The 14,939-nt window shown below is 45.4% G+C and carries 14 protein-coding genes; 12 read left to right on the plus strand and 2 right to left on the minus strand.

Annotation, left to right across the window (positions count from 1 at the left end):
- Positions 1–11 precede the first annotated feature (11 nt).
- Both DWF74_RS09715 and DWF74_RS09720 read right to left on the minus strand, forming a co-directional pair.
- A complete protein-coding gene (locus DWF74_RS09715; protein ID WP_115580847.1) occupies positions 12–869 on the minus strand; it encodes a dTDP-4-dehydrorhamnose reductase family protein in 858 nt (285 codons plus the stop codon).
- Positions 870–1,028: 159 nt separating this feature from the next.
- Entirely contained in the window at positions 1,029–2,240 is a 1,212-nt protein-coding gene (locus DWF74_RS09720) for a glycosyltransferase family 4 protein (protein WP_115580848.1), read from the minus strand.
- Positions 2,241–2,806: 566 nt separating this feature from the next.
- Here DWF74_RS09720 and wbpA point away from each other — a divergent pair.
- The 12 genes from wbpA (at position 2,807) to DWF74_RS09775 (ending at position 14,938) form a co-directional block, all read left to right on the plus strand.
- Entirely contained in the window at positions 2,807–4,120 is a 1,314-nt protein-coding gene (wbpA, locus tag DWF74_RS09725; protein ID WP_110652274.1) for a UDP-N-acetyl-D-glucosamine 6-dehydrogenase, read from the plus strand.
- A 110-nt stretch (positions 4,121–4,230) separates the two neighbouring features.
- Positions 4,231–5,178, plus strand: a complete 948-nt coding sequence (locus DWF74_RS09730) for a Gfo/Idh/MocA family protein (protein WP_110652273.1) — start codon at positions 4,231–4,233, stop codon at positions 5,176–5,178.
- Between the two features lie 4 nt (positions 5,179–5,182).
- Complete coding sequence (wbpD, locus tag DWF74_RS09735; protein WP_110652272.1) at positions 5,183–5,767, plus strand: UDP-2-acetamido-3-amino-2,3-dideoxy-D-glucuronate N-acetyltransferase; 585 nt, start codon at positions 5,183–5,185, stop codon at positions 5,765–5,767.
- Positions 5,768–6,859 carry a DegT/DnrJ/EryC1/StrS family aminotransferase gene (locus DWF74_RS09740; RefSeq protein WP_115580849.1) on the plus strand — a complete coding sequence of 364 codons (1,092 nt, stop codon included), beginning with the start codon at positions 5,768–5,770 and terminating at the stop codon, positions 6,857–6,859.
- Positions 6,860–6,870: 11 nt separating this feature from the next.
- On the plus strand, positions 6,871–7,860 hold the full coding sequence (locus DWF74_RS09745) for an NAD-dependent epimerase/dehydratase family protein (RefSeq protein WP_115580850.1): 990 nt from the start codon (positions 6,871–6,873) through the stop codon (positions 7,858–7,860).
- Positions 7,861–7,862: 2 nt separating this feature from the next.
- The gene (locus DWF74_RS09750) at positions 7,863–8,978 is read left to right on the plus strand and encodes a DegT/DnrJ/EryC1/StrS family aminotransferase (protein ID WP_115580851.1); all 1,116 of its coding nucleotides are present in this window, start codon (positions 7,863–7,865) and stop codon (positions 8,976–8,978) included.
- Positions 8,957–9,856, plus strand: coding sequence for a methionyl-tRNA formyltransferase (locus DWF74_RS09755; protein WP_110652268.1), 900 nt, complete (start codon positions 8,957–8,959; stop codon positions 9,854–9,856). The genes DWF74_RS09750 and DWF74_RS09755 overlap by 22 nt, the downstream gene beginning before the upstream one ends.
- Before the next feature lie 10 nt (positions 9,857–9,866).
- Positions 9,867–10,580 carry a hypothetical protein gene (locus DWF74_RS09760; protein ID WP_115580852.1) on the plus strand — a complete coding sequence of 238 codons (714 nt, stop codon included), beginning with the start codon at positions 9,867–9,869 and terminating at the stop codon, positions 10,578–10,580.
- A gap of 35 nt (positions 10,581–10,615) precedes the next feature.
- Entirely contained in the window at positions 10,616–11,578 is a 963-nt protein-coding gene (locus DWF74_RS09765) for a GNAT family N-acetyltransferase (protein WP_115580853.1), read from the plus strand.
- Positions 11,568–12,308 (plus strand): methionyl-tRNA formyltransferase, encoded by a 741-nt coding sequence (locus DWF74_RS09770; RefSeq protein WP_115580854.1) that lies wholly within the window; start codon positions 11,568–11,570, stop codon positions 12,306–12,308. The genes DWF74_RS09765 and DWF74_RS09770 overlap by 11 nt, the downstream gene beginning before the upstream one ends.
- Positions 12,309–13,538 (plus strand): glycosyltransferase family 4 protein, encoded by a 1,230-nt coding sequence (locus DWF74_RS30420; RefSeq protein ID WP_162884086.1) that lies wholly within the window; start codon positions 12,309–12,311, stop codon positions 13,536–13,538.
- On the plus strand, positions 13,535–14,938 hold the full coding sequence (locus DWF74_RS09775; RefSeq protein WP_115580855.1) for an oligosaccharide flippase family protein: 1,404 nt from the start codon (positions 13,535–13,537) through the stop codon (positions 14,936–14,938). Before DWF74_RS30420 ends, DWF74_RS09775 begins: the two co-directional genes overlap by 4 nt.
- Position 14,939: the final 1 nt, after the last annotated feature.

A 14,939-nucleotide genomic window follows, 5' to 3' on the forward strand; every position in this document is an offset into this window, starting at 1 on the left:
TTCCAAATTTTTTAGCGATTGGCATGCATCAGCTCAATGAGCTGAGGCCAGGATGGAGCCTTGTACCCAGTAGCCTGAGTGAACCGATCACTGTTGAGCGAGCGATTGATCACTAGTTTGGCATCTGGATGTATATCGATTGCCTTTTCATATTGCCGGGCAATTAGCGCCAGCAGGTCGGACTTGGCAATCGGCTCCGCGGCAACATGATACAGCCCATTAAGTTGCGGATGCGGCAAGACGAAGTCTTTCATTACTCGAGCCAGCTCCACGGTAGGCAAACCGGAGAAAATGGCACGGGTGAAGCCCCGCACGCTGCCCTGCTGCTTCAGGAACCAGTCCACCAGGGAATGATCGGAATTCAGTTCGTGCCCGATAATGGAGGTTCTCAAGGTAATTGCATGAGGCTCATCATGCAGCTCACCGATGTACTTGGACTTTCCGTACAGATCTTCGGCATCGGAAGTATCCGTTTCCAGGTAGCCGCCCTTGGCTCCGGAGAACACGCAGTCGGTGCTGATGTGAATCAGACGTGCGCCGCTCAAGGCACACAGCTGTGCCAGACGATGGGGCAACATGGCATTGATCGGGAGCGCAGTCAGCGGGTCCTGGGCATCTGCAAGTTGCTTGATCAAGCCTACACAGTTGATGACCACATCCGGACGGACCTGAACCATTGCCGCTGTCAGGGCATCCTGATCGAGCACGTCGACGCCTGACAGAACCCGCGCATAATCAGGTAGAGAAGAATGCTTCAGGGCGGACAGACTGCGCGCCGTCCCCCAGGCCTCGTGCTGCGGGTCCTGGCTGAATACTTTAAAAACAGTACTACCGAGCATGCCGGTAATACCCAATACCAATACCTTCATAAATATGACTCAGATCCAGACCTTGAATGTATCCCATGCACTACAACCTGGGACGGAGGGGCTACAAGCCCCCTCAAAAATGGCCGTATTGTCCAGCAACAGGAAAAAAATAGCACTGCTTGGAAAAGCACCGCGAGCCAGGCAAGCAAGCGATATGCCTCAAGTCTTCAGCAACTCCACCAGACTACGGACCTGCTGATCCATTTCGAAATGGGCGGCAAAGTAGCTCCGTCCACAACGCCCCATTTCCTCCCGTTGCGCACCGCCCAGGCTATACATCTTCCGTATGTTGGCGACCAATGGAGCCACTTCTTCCGCGGGACTGGTGAGTCCCGCCCGGGCTTCTTGAACTACTCGCGCGCCTTCGCCGTTCAGACTGGCAATGATTGGCTTGCCGGATGCCAGGTATGATTGAACCTTGCTGGGGATGGTCTGGGCAAAGATGCTTTCATTATTAAGTGACACCAGCAATGCGCTGGACTGTGCAAAAACTGCAGGCATTGCAACGGCCGGGAAGCGCCCAGGAAGTATCAGATTATCCAGTGAATGAACTTGCTTCTGCTCCCTGAGCCACTCCAGCCGGCTGCCACTGCCCACCAGAACCAAGCGAACGTCCGGCTCGTCACGCAGTTGTTTCGCAGCCTCAACTAATGTCTCCAGTGCCTGGGCGGTTCCAAGATTGCCAGCGAACACTACACAGAAATGCGCCTTCAAGACCTGCGACAGCTGCTCGTCAACTTCTACTTCTGCATTAAAAGTCTGGGCATCAACGGAGTTGGGATAATAGGTAATCTTCTTTCTGGGTGCGTAGCGGGCCACTGAATCGACAAAGGCATGAGACTGGACCAGCAGCCGATCACAACCTGCGTAAATCCCGCGCACCATCCAGCCAACCATTTTCAATAGATAGGGGCTCTTGACGAATCCGGTGGCAGCAAGACTCTCTGGCCACAGGTCTTGTATCCACAAGGCCAACTGCGCCCTCTTCAGCCACTTGATAGGAATCGCCGGAATGGCCTGGGTGATGGGCGAAGGCGCGAATACCAGAATCGCATCGAACTCACGCTTGCGCAGCATCCATGGAAAAAAGACAAGCCCGGCAAAAACAAATGACAGGTAGTTAAGAACCATGTTCTTTGCACCACCTTCGCCGCGCGGCCATAACGGCACCCGCAGTACATCAATAGAATCCAGATAACGCTCGTAGTGACATCCCCATGCACGATAACCCGCAAATATCCGACCATCGGGATAGTTAGGTTTTCCCGTGGCAACTACTACCTCATGCCCCTGAGCAACAAGAGTCCTGGCTATATCGTTGATGATGAAATTTTCAGGACTAAAGTATTGAGAAAAAATTAATAACTTCAAAGAGTTCACTTTATATTCGGTGAAAACAACACTTCCCGCACGACCACTTTACTCATTCGTGGGACCTCAGGACGGCGCCTCATATACGCCTATTGCCATTCATCGGAAGCAGCAATCATTGACGTGAGCCGGCAGTAACCTGCCGGGAGAACGGGTGCCCGCTTGATGGACGCGATGGGACCACAGCCTCTTCCATAGCGGCAAGGAGATTTTACTTTTCCTGACTGGCAAGGCTCAGCAGCCAGCTTGGGCGGGGGGCGGGGAGGCTGGCATGGAGTAAATGTGCCCGGCCTGTCGCCCGAGGCGCCTTGCCAGTGTAGAATCGCCGCCAATTTGGCCGCATACACCATGAATTCGCCTTCCGATCACGCAGCTGTCGGATGGCAGAACATTCTGTTTATTGACGGCTTGACGCGTGGACTCTAAGAGTCATTCGCCTGTTGATCGCATCCTACGATAGGTCTGATCCCAGGTGTGTAAGAACCAGAACTAGTTCCCACGCTCCTGTCGAAAAATTAACGAAACGCCTGCTGCATGCATCGAACCTGTATTACATCGGAGCTAAAATGCCTGACCAAAAACAAACTAGCATCGCCAAGTTCAAGAGCAAGGAAGCCCTGATTGGCATCGTAGGGCTCGGTTATGTGGGCTTGCCGCTGATGTTACGTTACAACGCTATCGGCTTCCGGGTGCTGGGTATCGATATCGATGACTCCAAGGTTGCCAAGCTCAACAATGGCACCAGCTATATAGAACACATTGCCAGCGAGCACATCAGCCAGGCTAGGAATTCGGGATTTGAGGCAACCACCGACTTTCGCCGTGCCAGTGAGTGTGATGCACTGATCCTTTGCGTACCGACGCCGCTAAACAAGTATCGCGAGCCGGACATGAGCTTCGTGATCAACACCACTGACGCACTCAAGCCTTACCTGCGTCCAGGCCAAGTGGTTTCCCTGGAAAGCACCACCTACCCGGGTACAACAGAAGAAGAACTGCTGCCTCGAGTACAAGAAAACGGCCTGATCGTTGGCGAAAACATCTTCCTGGTGTATTCGCCGGAAAGGGAAGATCCGGGAAACGCCAACTTTGAAACCCGTACAATTCCCAAGGTAATCGGTGGTCACACCCCCGGCTGCCTGGACGTTGGTATCGCGCTGTACGAGCAGGCCATCGACCAGGTAGTGCCTGTCAGCTCAACCAAAGCCGCGGAAATGACCAAACTGCTGGAAAATATCCACCGCGCTGTCAACATCGGTCTGGTCAACGAAATGAAAGTCGTTGCCGACCGCATGGGCATCGACATCTTCGAAGTCGTCGATGCCGCTGCAACCAAACCTTTCGGCTTCACGGCCTATTACCCTGGCCCTGGACTGGGTGGCCACTGCATTCCCATCGACCCCTTCTATCTGACCTGGAAGGCTCGCGAATACGGTTTGCACACACGGTTCATCGAGCTCTCCGGCGAAGTCAACAAGGCAATGCCCGAGTACGTCCTGAACAAGCTGATGGACGGTCTGAACAACAGTGGCAAGGCGCTGAAAGGCTGCAAGGTCCTAGTCCTGGGCATTGCCTACAAGAAGAACGTGGATGACATGCGTGAGTCTCCATCCGTGGAGATCATGGAACTTATAGAAGCCAAGGGCGGTATCGTGGCCTACAGCGACCCCCATGTTCCGGTATTCCCGAAAATGCGCGAGCATCACTTTGAACTGGATAGCGAGCCGTTGACCGCAGAAAACCTGGCCGCATTCGACGCAGTGGTACTGGCTACAGATCATGATAAGTTCGATTACGAACTTATCCAGAATCACGCTCGACTGATCATCGACAGCCGCGGCAAGTACCGCGCTGTTGCGAGCAACGTCATCAAAGCCTGATCGAACCACAACACATCGCAGCGAGTTGCATGAGACAGAGGCCACCGCCATACGGCCTCTGTTTCACGCCTCCTGCCACAGGCAGTTGAAACTCTTCCCCGAGGAACCCCATGAAACGCTTTGCCCTGATTGGCGCCGCCGGCTACATCGCCCCGCGCCATATGCGTGCCATCAAGGACACCGGCAATGAGCTGGCTTGTGCCTACGACATCAACGACTCCGTCGGCATCATCGACAGCCTTTCGCCTCAAAGCGAATTCTTCACCGAGTTCGAGCGCTTCTACGATCACGCCTGGCGCCTCAAACGAGATCCGGCAACCGCTCTGGATATCGTTTCGATCTGCTCGCCCAATTACCTCCATCACTCTCATATCACTGCCGGCCTGCGCCTTGGATGCGACGTGATCTGCGAGAAGCCTCTGGTACCTAGTGCAGCACTGCTGGAAGACCTGAGCCTGACTGAACGCGAAACCGGCAAGCGCCTCTGGAATATCCTGCAACTGCGTCACCATCAGGCAATCATCGACCTGAAGAACCGTGTGCAGTCGCAACCCAGTGCCCATAAGCACGAGGTAGAACTGACTTACATCACCAGCCGTGGCCGCTGGTACATGGAAAGCTGGAAAGGCGACCCTCGCAAGTCCTTTGGTGTCGCGACCAATATCGGCGTGCACTTCTACGACATGCTGCACTTCATTTTCGGCAAGCTACAACGCAACGTTGTGCATTTCAGCAATGCCGACAAGGCCTGCGGCTATCTGGAATATGAGAACGCCCGAGTACGCTGGTTCCTTTCCATCGATGCCAACGACCTGCCTGAATCGGTCAAAGGCAAGAAACCTACTTACCGCTCGATCACTGTTGACGGCGCGGAAATAGAGTTTTCCGAAGGTTTCACCGATCTCCATACCGTCAGCTACCAAGCCGTACTCGACGGCAAGGGCTACGGTATCGAGGATACCCGGCACTGTGTGGAGACCGTCGAGACTATCCGTACCATGAACCCTGTCAGAGCTCAGGACAACGAAGGCCACCCCTTCCTGTCCCGCCTGGTCTGACAATATGAGCCATTACCAGCACCCAAGCGCCATCGTCGATGATGGCGCCCAGATCGGCGAAGGTTCACGGGTCTGGCATTTCGTGCATGTATGCCCAGGCGCACAGATCGGCAAAGGAGTCTCCCTTGGCCAGAACGTCTTCGTCGGCAACAAAGTGGTCATCGGTGATCATTGCAAGATCCAGAACAATGTCTCGGTATATGACAACGTTACCCTGGAAGAAGGCGTATTCTGCGGTCCAAGCATGGTCTTTACCAACGTTTACAACCCACGCTCATTGATCGAGCGCAAGGACCAATACCGCGACACCCTGGTGAAAAAGGGTGCCACGTTGGGCGCAAACTGCACCATCGTCTGCGGGGTCACCATCGGCGAATACGCCTTCGTCGGCGCAGGTGCGGTCATCAACAAGGATGTACCGGCTTACGCACTGATGGTTGGGGTGCCCGCACGACAGCTAGGCTGGATGAGCGAGTTTGGTGAACGCCTCGAACTGCCGGTCGAGGGAGAAGCCGAATGCCTCTGCCCACATACCGGCGCCCGCTATGTCTTGCGTGGCAACAACCTGAGCAAAATGGACGCACAGTAAATGATCGAATTCATTGATTTGAAATCTCAACAAGACCGGATCAAAGAAAAGATTGACGCGAGAATTGAACGCGTCCTATGTCACGGCCAGTATATCCTTGGCCCAGAAGTGACAGAGCTTGAGGAAAAACTTGCCGCTTATGTAGGAGCGAAATACTGTATTAGCTGTGCAAACGGAACAGATGCCCTCCAAATTGCCCAGATGGCGATAGGCATTGGTCCGGGTGATGAGGTCATAACACCTGGGTTCACTTATATCGCGACCGCAGAAACCGTAGCCCTTTTAGGGGCCAAACCGGTATATGTAGATATTGACCCACAAACCTACAACCTTGATCCAACACTGCTAGAAGCGGCTATAACCCCACGCACGAAAGCTATAGTTCCAGTCTCTCTGTATGGTCAATGCGCCGACTTCAAAAAAATTAATAGTATTGCCAAAAAATACAATCTGTCAGTTATTGAGGATGCCGCACAGAGCTTTGGAGCACACTACAAAGAAAGACGCTCTTGCAACATAAGCACCATTGCATGTGCGAGTTTTTTTCCAAGTAAGCCATTGGGATGCTACGGTGATGGTGGAGCACTTTTTACCAACGATGAAAAGCTCGCCCAAATAATACGCCAAATAGCACGACATGGACAAAGTCAACGTTATCATCATGTCCGCGTAGGTGTTAATAGCAGGCTAGATACTCTACAAGCTGCCATATTGTTATCTAAACTTGAAATTTTTGACGACGAGCTCAATCTGCGTCAAGAGGTTGCGTACAACTATACAAGACTACTAGAGAGCGTGGATATACCTGCCCCCTATGTTGCCGCAGATAACAAAAGTGCGTGGGCACAGTTTACTGTACAAGTAGATGTACGAGATAAAGTTCAACAAAAACTTAAATCAGCTGGCATTCCAACAACCGTTCATTATCCAACCCCTCTAAACAGGCAGCCAGCAGTTAAAGACGACCAAGCATATCTCCCCATAGGTGATAAAGCTGCAACTCGCGTTTTAAGCCTTCCCATGCACCCCTATCTATCACTAGAAAACATATCAAACATCGTCTCTGAGCTAAAAAAAGCCATCGATAATTAAGGATTAAAAACATGATCACCGGTAAAAAAATCTTTATAACGGGTGGTGCAGGCTTTATCGCCAGCATGCTAATTTCTAAACTAGCAGATCAGAATGATATTGTAGTCTATGACAACTACACTCGTAACACGCTGAAAGACACACCTTACTCGAACCACCCAAATGTCAAGCAAGTTCATGGCGATGTCTTAGACTTCTCTAAACTTAAAGAAGCAATGACTGGGTCACAGATAGTTGTTCATGCTGCTGCTATTGCAGGAATTGACTCGACTGTACGAAATCCCGTTTCAACAATGCGAGTCAATATGATAGGTGCCGCCAACGCAATGGAGGCAGCTCACCAGCTAGGAAAAATCGAACGTTTTATCGATTTTTCCACATCTGAAGTATTTGGCTCATACGCATTTAAAGTTGACGAAAACCAACAAACTGTCACAGGAGCAGTAGGTGAAGCTCGCTGGACTTACGCTGTTAGTAAACTGGCAGGAGAACACTTGGCACATGCATACCATAAACAGTATGAAATGCCGACAGTTACCGTTCGTCCTTTCAACGTATACGGTCCAGGCCAGACAGGCGAAGGTGCACTTTCAATCTTTGTTCGTAGAGCATTGAAAAATGAAGATATTTTAATTTTTGGTGATGGTAGCCAAATTCGCGCCTGGCTTTATGTCGACGATATGGTTGAAGGGGTTCTTTGTGCGTTGGAGCACCCTAACGCGATAGGTGAGTCTTTCAATATAGGTAACTCACGTGCAGTTACAACAATTTATGGATTGGCACAAACAATCTGTAGAATTACCAATAGTTCATCCAAAATCATTTTCCGTGATGCGTTGTCTGCGGATATTGAGCTACGAATTCCAAGCGTAGGAAAAGCTAAAGAGCTGATTGGATTTGAAGCGAAAGTAGACTTAGATCTAGGGCTTGAAAAAACTGCCGCTTGGATTGCAGCAAACGAAAAATCCCTACCACCGCTTCCGAAGCTATTTAAGAGTTAAAAATGATTAAGCTATCCCAGCCCAATATTAGTGAGTTTGCCATTAACTCTGTGGCGGAGGTCCTTCGAAGCGGAAAACTAGTGCATGGTGAAGAATCCGAAGCATTCGAACAAGAACTTGCCGCTTATATCGGTTGCAACAATGCAATACTAGTTTCATCAGGAACGGCAGCCTTACACATTGCATTAATGGCACTTGATATTGGGCCAGGAGATGCTGTCATTGTCCCTGACTTTACCTTTCCAGCCACAGCGAATGTAGTCGCTATGGTAGGAGCCCGAGCGATAATTGTTGATGTAAATCTCGATAACTATACGCTGTCGATCAAGCATCTAGAGGAAACTATCCAAAACTGGAAAGGACCGGAGCGCCTACGAGCAATCATGCCTGTACATGAATTCGGATGCCCAGCCGACATGAATGCCATCAAAAACATTGCTAAAAATAGCAACTTATTTATAGTCGAAGATGCAGCCTGTGCACTTGGTGCAACTTTTAAAGATAAGAAAACTGGAACTCTTGGAGATATAGGTTGTTTTTCCTTTCACCCGCGTAAGACCTTAACAACTGGTGAGGGCGGTTTGCTCACGACCAATAATTCTGATCTGGCAACACGCATAAGACGCTTGCGTAATCATGGAATGGAGCGGGGCCCGGAAGGCATGAGCTTCATAGAGCCAGCGACAAACTATCGCCTTACCAACTTTCAAGCAGCCCTTGGACGAGCACAACTACCCGAGCTCGATGGGTGGATAGAAATACGTAGAAAACTAGCACAACACTATTTGTTAAAACTACGCCCACTAGAAGAAAAAAAATTAATTAAACTACCTACACCTGCTGACGGTCATAGCTGGCAAACTTTTATGCTAGTTCTGAAAAACAATATTGATCGCGCTTCCGTCATTAACAATCTTAAGTCGAAGAATATCGAGAGTAATCTTGGCGCTCAAAGTCTGACAGAAATAGGTATCTATGGAGTGATGGATAATGAATGCCCCAATGGAAAGGAACTTTTCCATAACGGATTGGCGCTTCCCTTTTTTGAAGGTTTGAATGAAGAAAACGTCGACTACATTATTGAGGCGCTAGAGGCATGTCTGACGCAATATTCTTAGGCAGTAAGGATGCAGGATTAGAGGCTCTAAAAGCTATCAGAGCCTCAGCCAAAGAACGTTTGGTAAAGGCTATTACCTTTGATGATAGGGCTGACTCTAGAAGCGTATTAAATGAATTCTCTTCTTATTGCAGTGAAAAAAATATACCTCTTTCAATTATTGAACCGAAAAATTTATCAATCGAGTTAAAAGCACACCAAGGCGCAAAAGTATTTGTTATTGGATGGTACAGCATTCTTCAGGAAAATCTGCTTTCTAGGAATGACTTCTTTGGCATGCATTACTCTCCATTACCAAAATACAGAGGAAATGCACCGCTTGTATGGCAAATTATTAACGGGGAAAGTGAAATAGGTCTTTCACTTTTCAAATTTTCCTTGGGGATAGATGATGGTGAAATAGTTGCTCAGAAAAAATTTCCACTACTGAATGAAGATGATATTTCTACAGTTCTTGCAAAAGCAAATTTCTATTCAAAAGAAATACTAGAAGAGCAGGTTAAAAAAATCCTTAATGGGGAGGTCACCTTGACTCTCCAAGACCATAGCAAAGCTAGCTATTGCTCATTGAGGATACCGGAAGATGGAAAAATAAACTGGAATCTAAGCGCACAAGAAATTTTTAATTTTGTTAGAGCGCAGACGACCCCATATCCTGGAGCATTTACAGTAAATTCAAAAGGAGAAAAAATTAAGATCATAAAGTGCGAAATAGACAACAGGACCATATACGCCCCCACTGGAGCAATAGTCGAACGCAACCTTAACTATGTCACTATAAAATGCGGTAACGGCGCCATTAAAATATTAAAGGCAAAAAACTCTAACAACGAAACCATAAGAACCATTTTCCCTAGCATAAAGGAAAGGCTTCTTTAAGAAGGAAAGAATGAACCTATTCTCCAAGATAAGTGAAATCAGCACGAAAGACGACTTGTCCTGGAGCAATCGATTATTTTTGACACTCGATATCGACTGGGCGAATGATGATGTCATCAACCACTCTATCGATTTAGTTGAAGAGTTCGATGTTCCTGCAACATGGTTTATCACTCATAACACTCCCGTATTAGAGAGACTCAGGAACAATCCAAAGTTTGAGCTCGGTATACACCCTAACTTCAATCCTTTGCTAAAGGGAGATTTCACCAACGGTACAACCGCAAGCGAGGTGATTGATCGTCTAATGCAACTTGTGCCAGAGGCTACTTCCGTTAGATCTCATTTTATGACACAAAGTAGCTATCTGATCAGTTTATTCAGTGAGAAGGGACTGACTCATGAGTGTAATCACTTCATACCAGAGCAGGCAAATATAGAGTTAAAGCCCTGGGAACATTGGCTAAACATGACCAAAGTTCCATATTTCTGGGAGGACGATGTAGTATGCCTAAGCAAAAACAACTCGGATTTATACACCTTAAAAAAGAGAGAAGGGCTCAAAGTTTTCGACTTCCACCCAATACACCTTTTTTTAAACACCTCTGACATTTCACTTTATAACGAGTGCCGTAATTTTTTATCTGACACAAAACTATTATCAAAAAAAATAAATCGTGGCAATGGCAGCGCTTCCTGGCTAAAGATACTTCTGAGTCAGTAATACTGAATAATATTCAGCTAAGATAGAGATGAAACATGCAGCTTATTGAGGCAACCAAAGAAGAACTAGAAAAATGGGATCATATGATTGAAAACTCGGTCAATGGCACCATTTATCACCAGCGACTTTTTTTGAGCTATCACGGAAAAAAATTCGACAACCAAGAACAGTTTCTTGTATTCAAGAAAAAAAATAAAATTATTGCCTTACTGTCTTTACTTGACAAAAAAGACGCCATAGTTTCACCATTTGGTGCAAGCTATGGTGGTGTTGTTTTCCTAGAAAGACCAACATTCTCTATATCAAGTGAAGTTTCCATACTATTAAAGTCATTTCTCACGTCAAATCGTGCGGACAAAATGACTCTTACGTTCCCAACTAGCGCATGCGACAAAGTACCACTTGGAACATTTTACTACTGCTTGCTACAAGTAGGTTTTAATCAGTCCTCACATGATATTTCAAGTACAGTACATCTGCAGCAAGCATTCGATACGGATGATATATTAAATACTCGTGCACGACGCATGGTACGTAAAGCAGTGAGTCTTGGAGTATCGCTACAAAACAACGCTAGTTTAGACTTAGCTTGGCCATTACTGGTTAAGAGCCTAGAAAAACACAATGTCGCCCCCACTCATAGCTATGATGAACTTTCAGAGCTGCTTAAAAAATTTCCTAATAAAATTTCATTCCATATAGCAAGTATTGGATCAGAACCTCTCGGAGGAATATGCGAGTTTGATATCACAGATAAGGTACGCTGCTCTTTTTACATATTCCAGAACAATGAAAAAAGAGAGTACCAAGCTCTATCTCTAGTGATATCAGATGCATTAAAACGCGCAAAGAACGAAAAGTTCGACTACTTTGATTTTGGAACATCGACACAAAAAGGCTTACCACACCCTAGTATTTTCGAATTTAAAGAAGGCTTTGGTGCAAATGGTTACTTCAGAAAATCTTTTACTCTAGATAATACAGACCATGACACGTAAAATAGTATTGAGTCGTTGCAAATCAGACGATAAAGTTTTATCAAGTCTAAAAAATGAGCTTCGTGAACTAGAGTTCTCATCAAGCCTTGAAGAGATAATCGATGTAGAAAACTCTTTTATAATACTTTACTCATGGCCTACGATATTATCCGAAGAATTTATAAACAAGCAAACCTGCGTGCTAAACGTGCACAACTCGCTGCTTCCTAAATATCGTGGCAGGCATGCTTTTACCTGGGCGATGATCAATGGAGAGAAGGAGGTTGGCTATACACTTCATAAGGTTGATGGTGGTATAGACACAGGTGATATTTATGCCCAATTAATTATACCTGTGGACTCGCAAATCGATATAAATACTTTATTTGAGATCGCTGAAACGGAACTGGCAAGCTGGCTCCCCAGCAAACTAATTCAAGTAATAGAAAAAAAAGCAATACCAAAAAAACAAAACAATAATAAGGCAACATACTTTAGAGCTCGTCGCCCTGAAGACTCTATGATAGATTTGTCTCAAAGCTATGAAAAAATTTACAATTTTATACGAGCTCAACGCCCACCCTACACAAAGGGAGCATACTTAGAAATTCATGGTTCGAGATTATACTTCGGTGAAGTAAAAAAAATACCTTCTGGCACGCTAAAAAATAAAGATTTTATAATCAATGACGATATATCCATAATAATCAGGTGCCTAGATGCTGAAATTGAACTGTACCGAGCTTGTTAAATGAATAAGAGAAAAAAAAACTCGAAAGGGAAGGTCGTTTTCTTCACTTATAAAAACTATAGAAATAACCCAATGCTGAAAATGTATACTAGTGCGTTCAAAACAAGGTACGACTGCCTAGTATCATGCTTCGATAGTAAAACAACACCTCCTGAAAAAGACATTCAGCTCACCAACATCTCAATCAATCACTGGGAATATATAAGAGCACTTTACAGAAAGTCCCCCATAGAATTAAAAAATCTTCTTAAGAAAATAAAATTCATAAAAAAAATTTCACTCTACCTTTTAACACTTTTGTTTATTGTAAACTTCATCATCAATAACTTTATTTTTCTAGCTAAGCAATTTCGCTTTGTTAAAAGTGGTGTCAGATTAGTATTCGCTGTAGATGGAGACTACTTGCTAGCCTCATGGCTTACGGCAAGATTGCTTGGCGCAAAATTCTATTACTTCGTTTACGAAATATGGCCTGATCAATACCCGGTTACCTCATTAGTTGATCGTGCAGAAAAGAGTGCTCGTACAGCTTTAGAGTACTTTTTCTGTAACCGTGCAGACAAAGTAATAACTGTACAAGATGTCGTCTCCAAATATATAAGACGGAAATATCATCTTAACAATAACGTCATGGCGACGATACCTGTATGCCCAGACAAATATTCCGCTACAACTTTCTCTGTAGAGACGCCTTTAAAACTTCACTATCATGGTGCATATCAAGCATCTCGCGGGTTAGATGAACTAATTCTTGCCTTCAAGCAAGTTAGCTCTGCAACCCTATATCTCCGCGGAGTTGGTGATTATGAGAAAGTTTTACGAGATCTAGTTATCAAAGAAAATTTGACAGAGCGGATTTTTTTTCTAGACGCAGTACCCTCCGATCAACTTGTGTCAAACTCAGTAAGTTTTGATGTCGGAGTAATCCTGGCATCGCCCAATACCGGCAACGGAAGAATGTGTGTCGGCTTTAAACTTTATGAGTATATAAATTCAGGCTTAGCTGTTCTTGCCCCCTCCTCTCTCCCCCTGATGAACGTGCTCAGAAAGAGTGGTTGTGGAGTAACCTACGGATGGCCAAATTCAAATAAAATAGCGGCTCAAATAGAACTCATGAAGTCGGATATCAGTGCTGTAATGGAAATGAAAAAAGCAGCAATAAAACTGAGCCGTACTTATAATTCTGAATATCAAATCGATCGACTCCTTAAACTGACAGACTTATCATGAGCATAAAAGTAGGTAGAGACATATTCACCTATGGTATTGGGGAGCTCATATTCAAACTTCTCCCAATACTAATTCTTCCTTTCATTGTTAGAAATTTAGATCAAGCTGAGTTTGGGGCAGCCGAACTAATGCTGACAATCATGAATTCATTTATTATTTTTTTGTGTTTTGGATCCGGCAGCGCCATTCACAGGTATTATAACGATCCGAAGTTTTCACTCAAGGAACGGTCTGAAATAATTAGCACTAGCTTTCTATTTGTTATATTTATAACAACTCTATCCTTAGCAATCCTATTCTTATTCTATGACTACCTCATCCTAAAACTAAACCTCTACACCTTTAAAGATTACAAATTAATTTTTGCATTATTTATTATCTTTTCCATTTTTGGTCAACTGACATTAGACGTGATCAGAATCCGAGGAGAACCATTACAGTACCTGCTTGTAGCAGGATTAGCTCGTATTGGCGGAGGTCTCTTATGTTTAGTTTTTGTAGTTTTTTTAAGCTTCGGAGTCAAAGGCTACTTATCTGCTCCAATTATAGCCACAGCCTCAGCGCTTATAGTTGGTATTTTATTAATCCGCAGCGATCTTTCAGCATCTTTTAAATGGAATAGCTTAAGAAAAGTCGTTTCTTATGGATGGCCATTCGCACTTCTCGCCCCACTCCAATGGCTAATTTCAGGATTGGACAGATATCTGATTGCTAGTGATGCTGGACTAGCTACTCTTGGAAGCTATGCAATGGCTGCAAAAATAGCGACCATGATAGGACTCATGTTTGCTTCCATCTTATCCGCATGGGGTCCATCTGCTGCGCGCCTACAAGCAATATCTAAATCTAACTTTCTAGCACTCCATAAAATGGTGTTTTATGGATGCTTGACTGCATTTTTTGCTACTTGCCTACTATTGCACTGGTTTTCGAATTGGGGAATAATACTCCTGTTTTCTGAAATATATTCAGAGTCACATTATTATGTTTTGCCCCTTGTTATTGGTAGCTCACTACCAATGGTATCCGCAACTCTATATACATATATATCCCTCAGCGGAAAAACATATACTTACATTCTGATTAATATAGCAGGTGGAGGATTGGCACTTATCCTTAACTTAATATTAATTAATAGAATTGGAGCACTCGGCGGGGCAATTTCCTCTGCCCTTGTAGGTATTAGCATATTTTTACTCAACTACTTTGCAGCTGTAAAATATGGCTTCTCAAGATTTACAACTTATGAGCTCCTGTCATTTGCTTTAGGTATAACTACAGTATTCACACTGGCAACTACCTCTAAGTACGAAATTTTTCTTATTATTTTAAATTCAATTGTTATATTATATTTTCTTATGCGCTTTTTTTCCTCGTTAAAAAAAGTACGCGAGCTGTGAG

The organism is Pseudomonas protegens (assembly GCF_003363755.1).
Classification (GTDB): Bacteria; Pseudomonadota; Gammaproteobacteria; order Pseudomonadales; family Pseudomonadaceae; genus Aquipseudomonas; species Aquipseudomonas danubii.

Coding starts and splice junctions, on each gene's coding strand:
- DWF74_RS09740 (WP_115580849.1), top strand. CDS start 5,768: ATGATCGAATTCATTGATTTGAAATCTCAACAAGACCGGATCAAAGAA.
- DWF74_RS09750 (WP_115580851.1), top strand. CDS start 7,863: ATGATTAAGCTATCCCAGCCCAATATTAGTGAGTTTGCCATTAACTCT.
- DWF74_RS09775 (WP_115580855.1), top strand. CDS start 13,535: ATGAGCATAAAAGTAGGTAGAGACATATTCACCTATGGTATTGGGGAG.
- DWF74_RS30420 (WP_162884086.1), top strand. CDS start 12,309: ATGAATAAGAGAAAAAAAAACTCGAAAGGGAAGGTCGTTTTCTTCACT.
- DWF74_RS09760 (WP_115580852.1), top strand. CDS start 9,867: ATGAACCTATTCTCCAAGATAAGTGAAATCAGCACGAAAGACGACTTG.
- DWF74_RS09755 (WP_110652268.1), top strand. CDS start 8,957: ATGTCTGACGCAATATTCTTAGGCAGTAAGGATGCAGGATTAGAGGCT.
- DWF74_RS09745 (WP_115580850.1), top strand. CDS start 6,871: ATGATCACCGGTAAAAAAATCTTTATAACGGGTGGTGCAGGCTTTATC.
- wbpA (WP_110652274.1), top strand. CDS start 2,807: ATGCCTGACCAAAAACAAACTAGCATCGCCAAGTTCAAGAGCAAGGAA.
- DWF74_RS09730 (WP_110652273.1), top strand. CDS start 4,231: ATGAAACGCTTTGCCCTGATTGGCGCCGCCGGCTACATCGCCCCGCGC.
- DWF74_RS09770 (WP_115580854.1), top strand. CDS start 11,568: ATGACACGTAAAATAGTATTGAGTCGTTGCAAATCAGACGATAAAGTT.
- DWF74_RS09765 (WP_115580853.1), top strand. CDS start 10,616: ATGCAGCTTATTGAGGCAACCAAAGAAGAACTAGAAAAATGGGATCAT.
- wbpD (WP_110652272.1), top strand. CDS start 5,183: ATGAGCCATTACCAGCACCCAAGCGCCATCGTCGATGATGGCGCCCAG.
- DWF74_RS09715 (WP_115580847.1), bottom strand. CDS start 869: ATGAAGGTATTGGTATTGGGTATTACCGGCATGCTCGGTAGTACTGTT.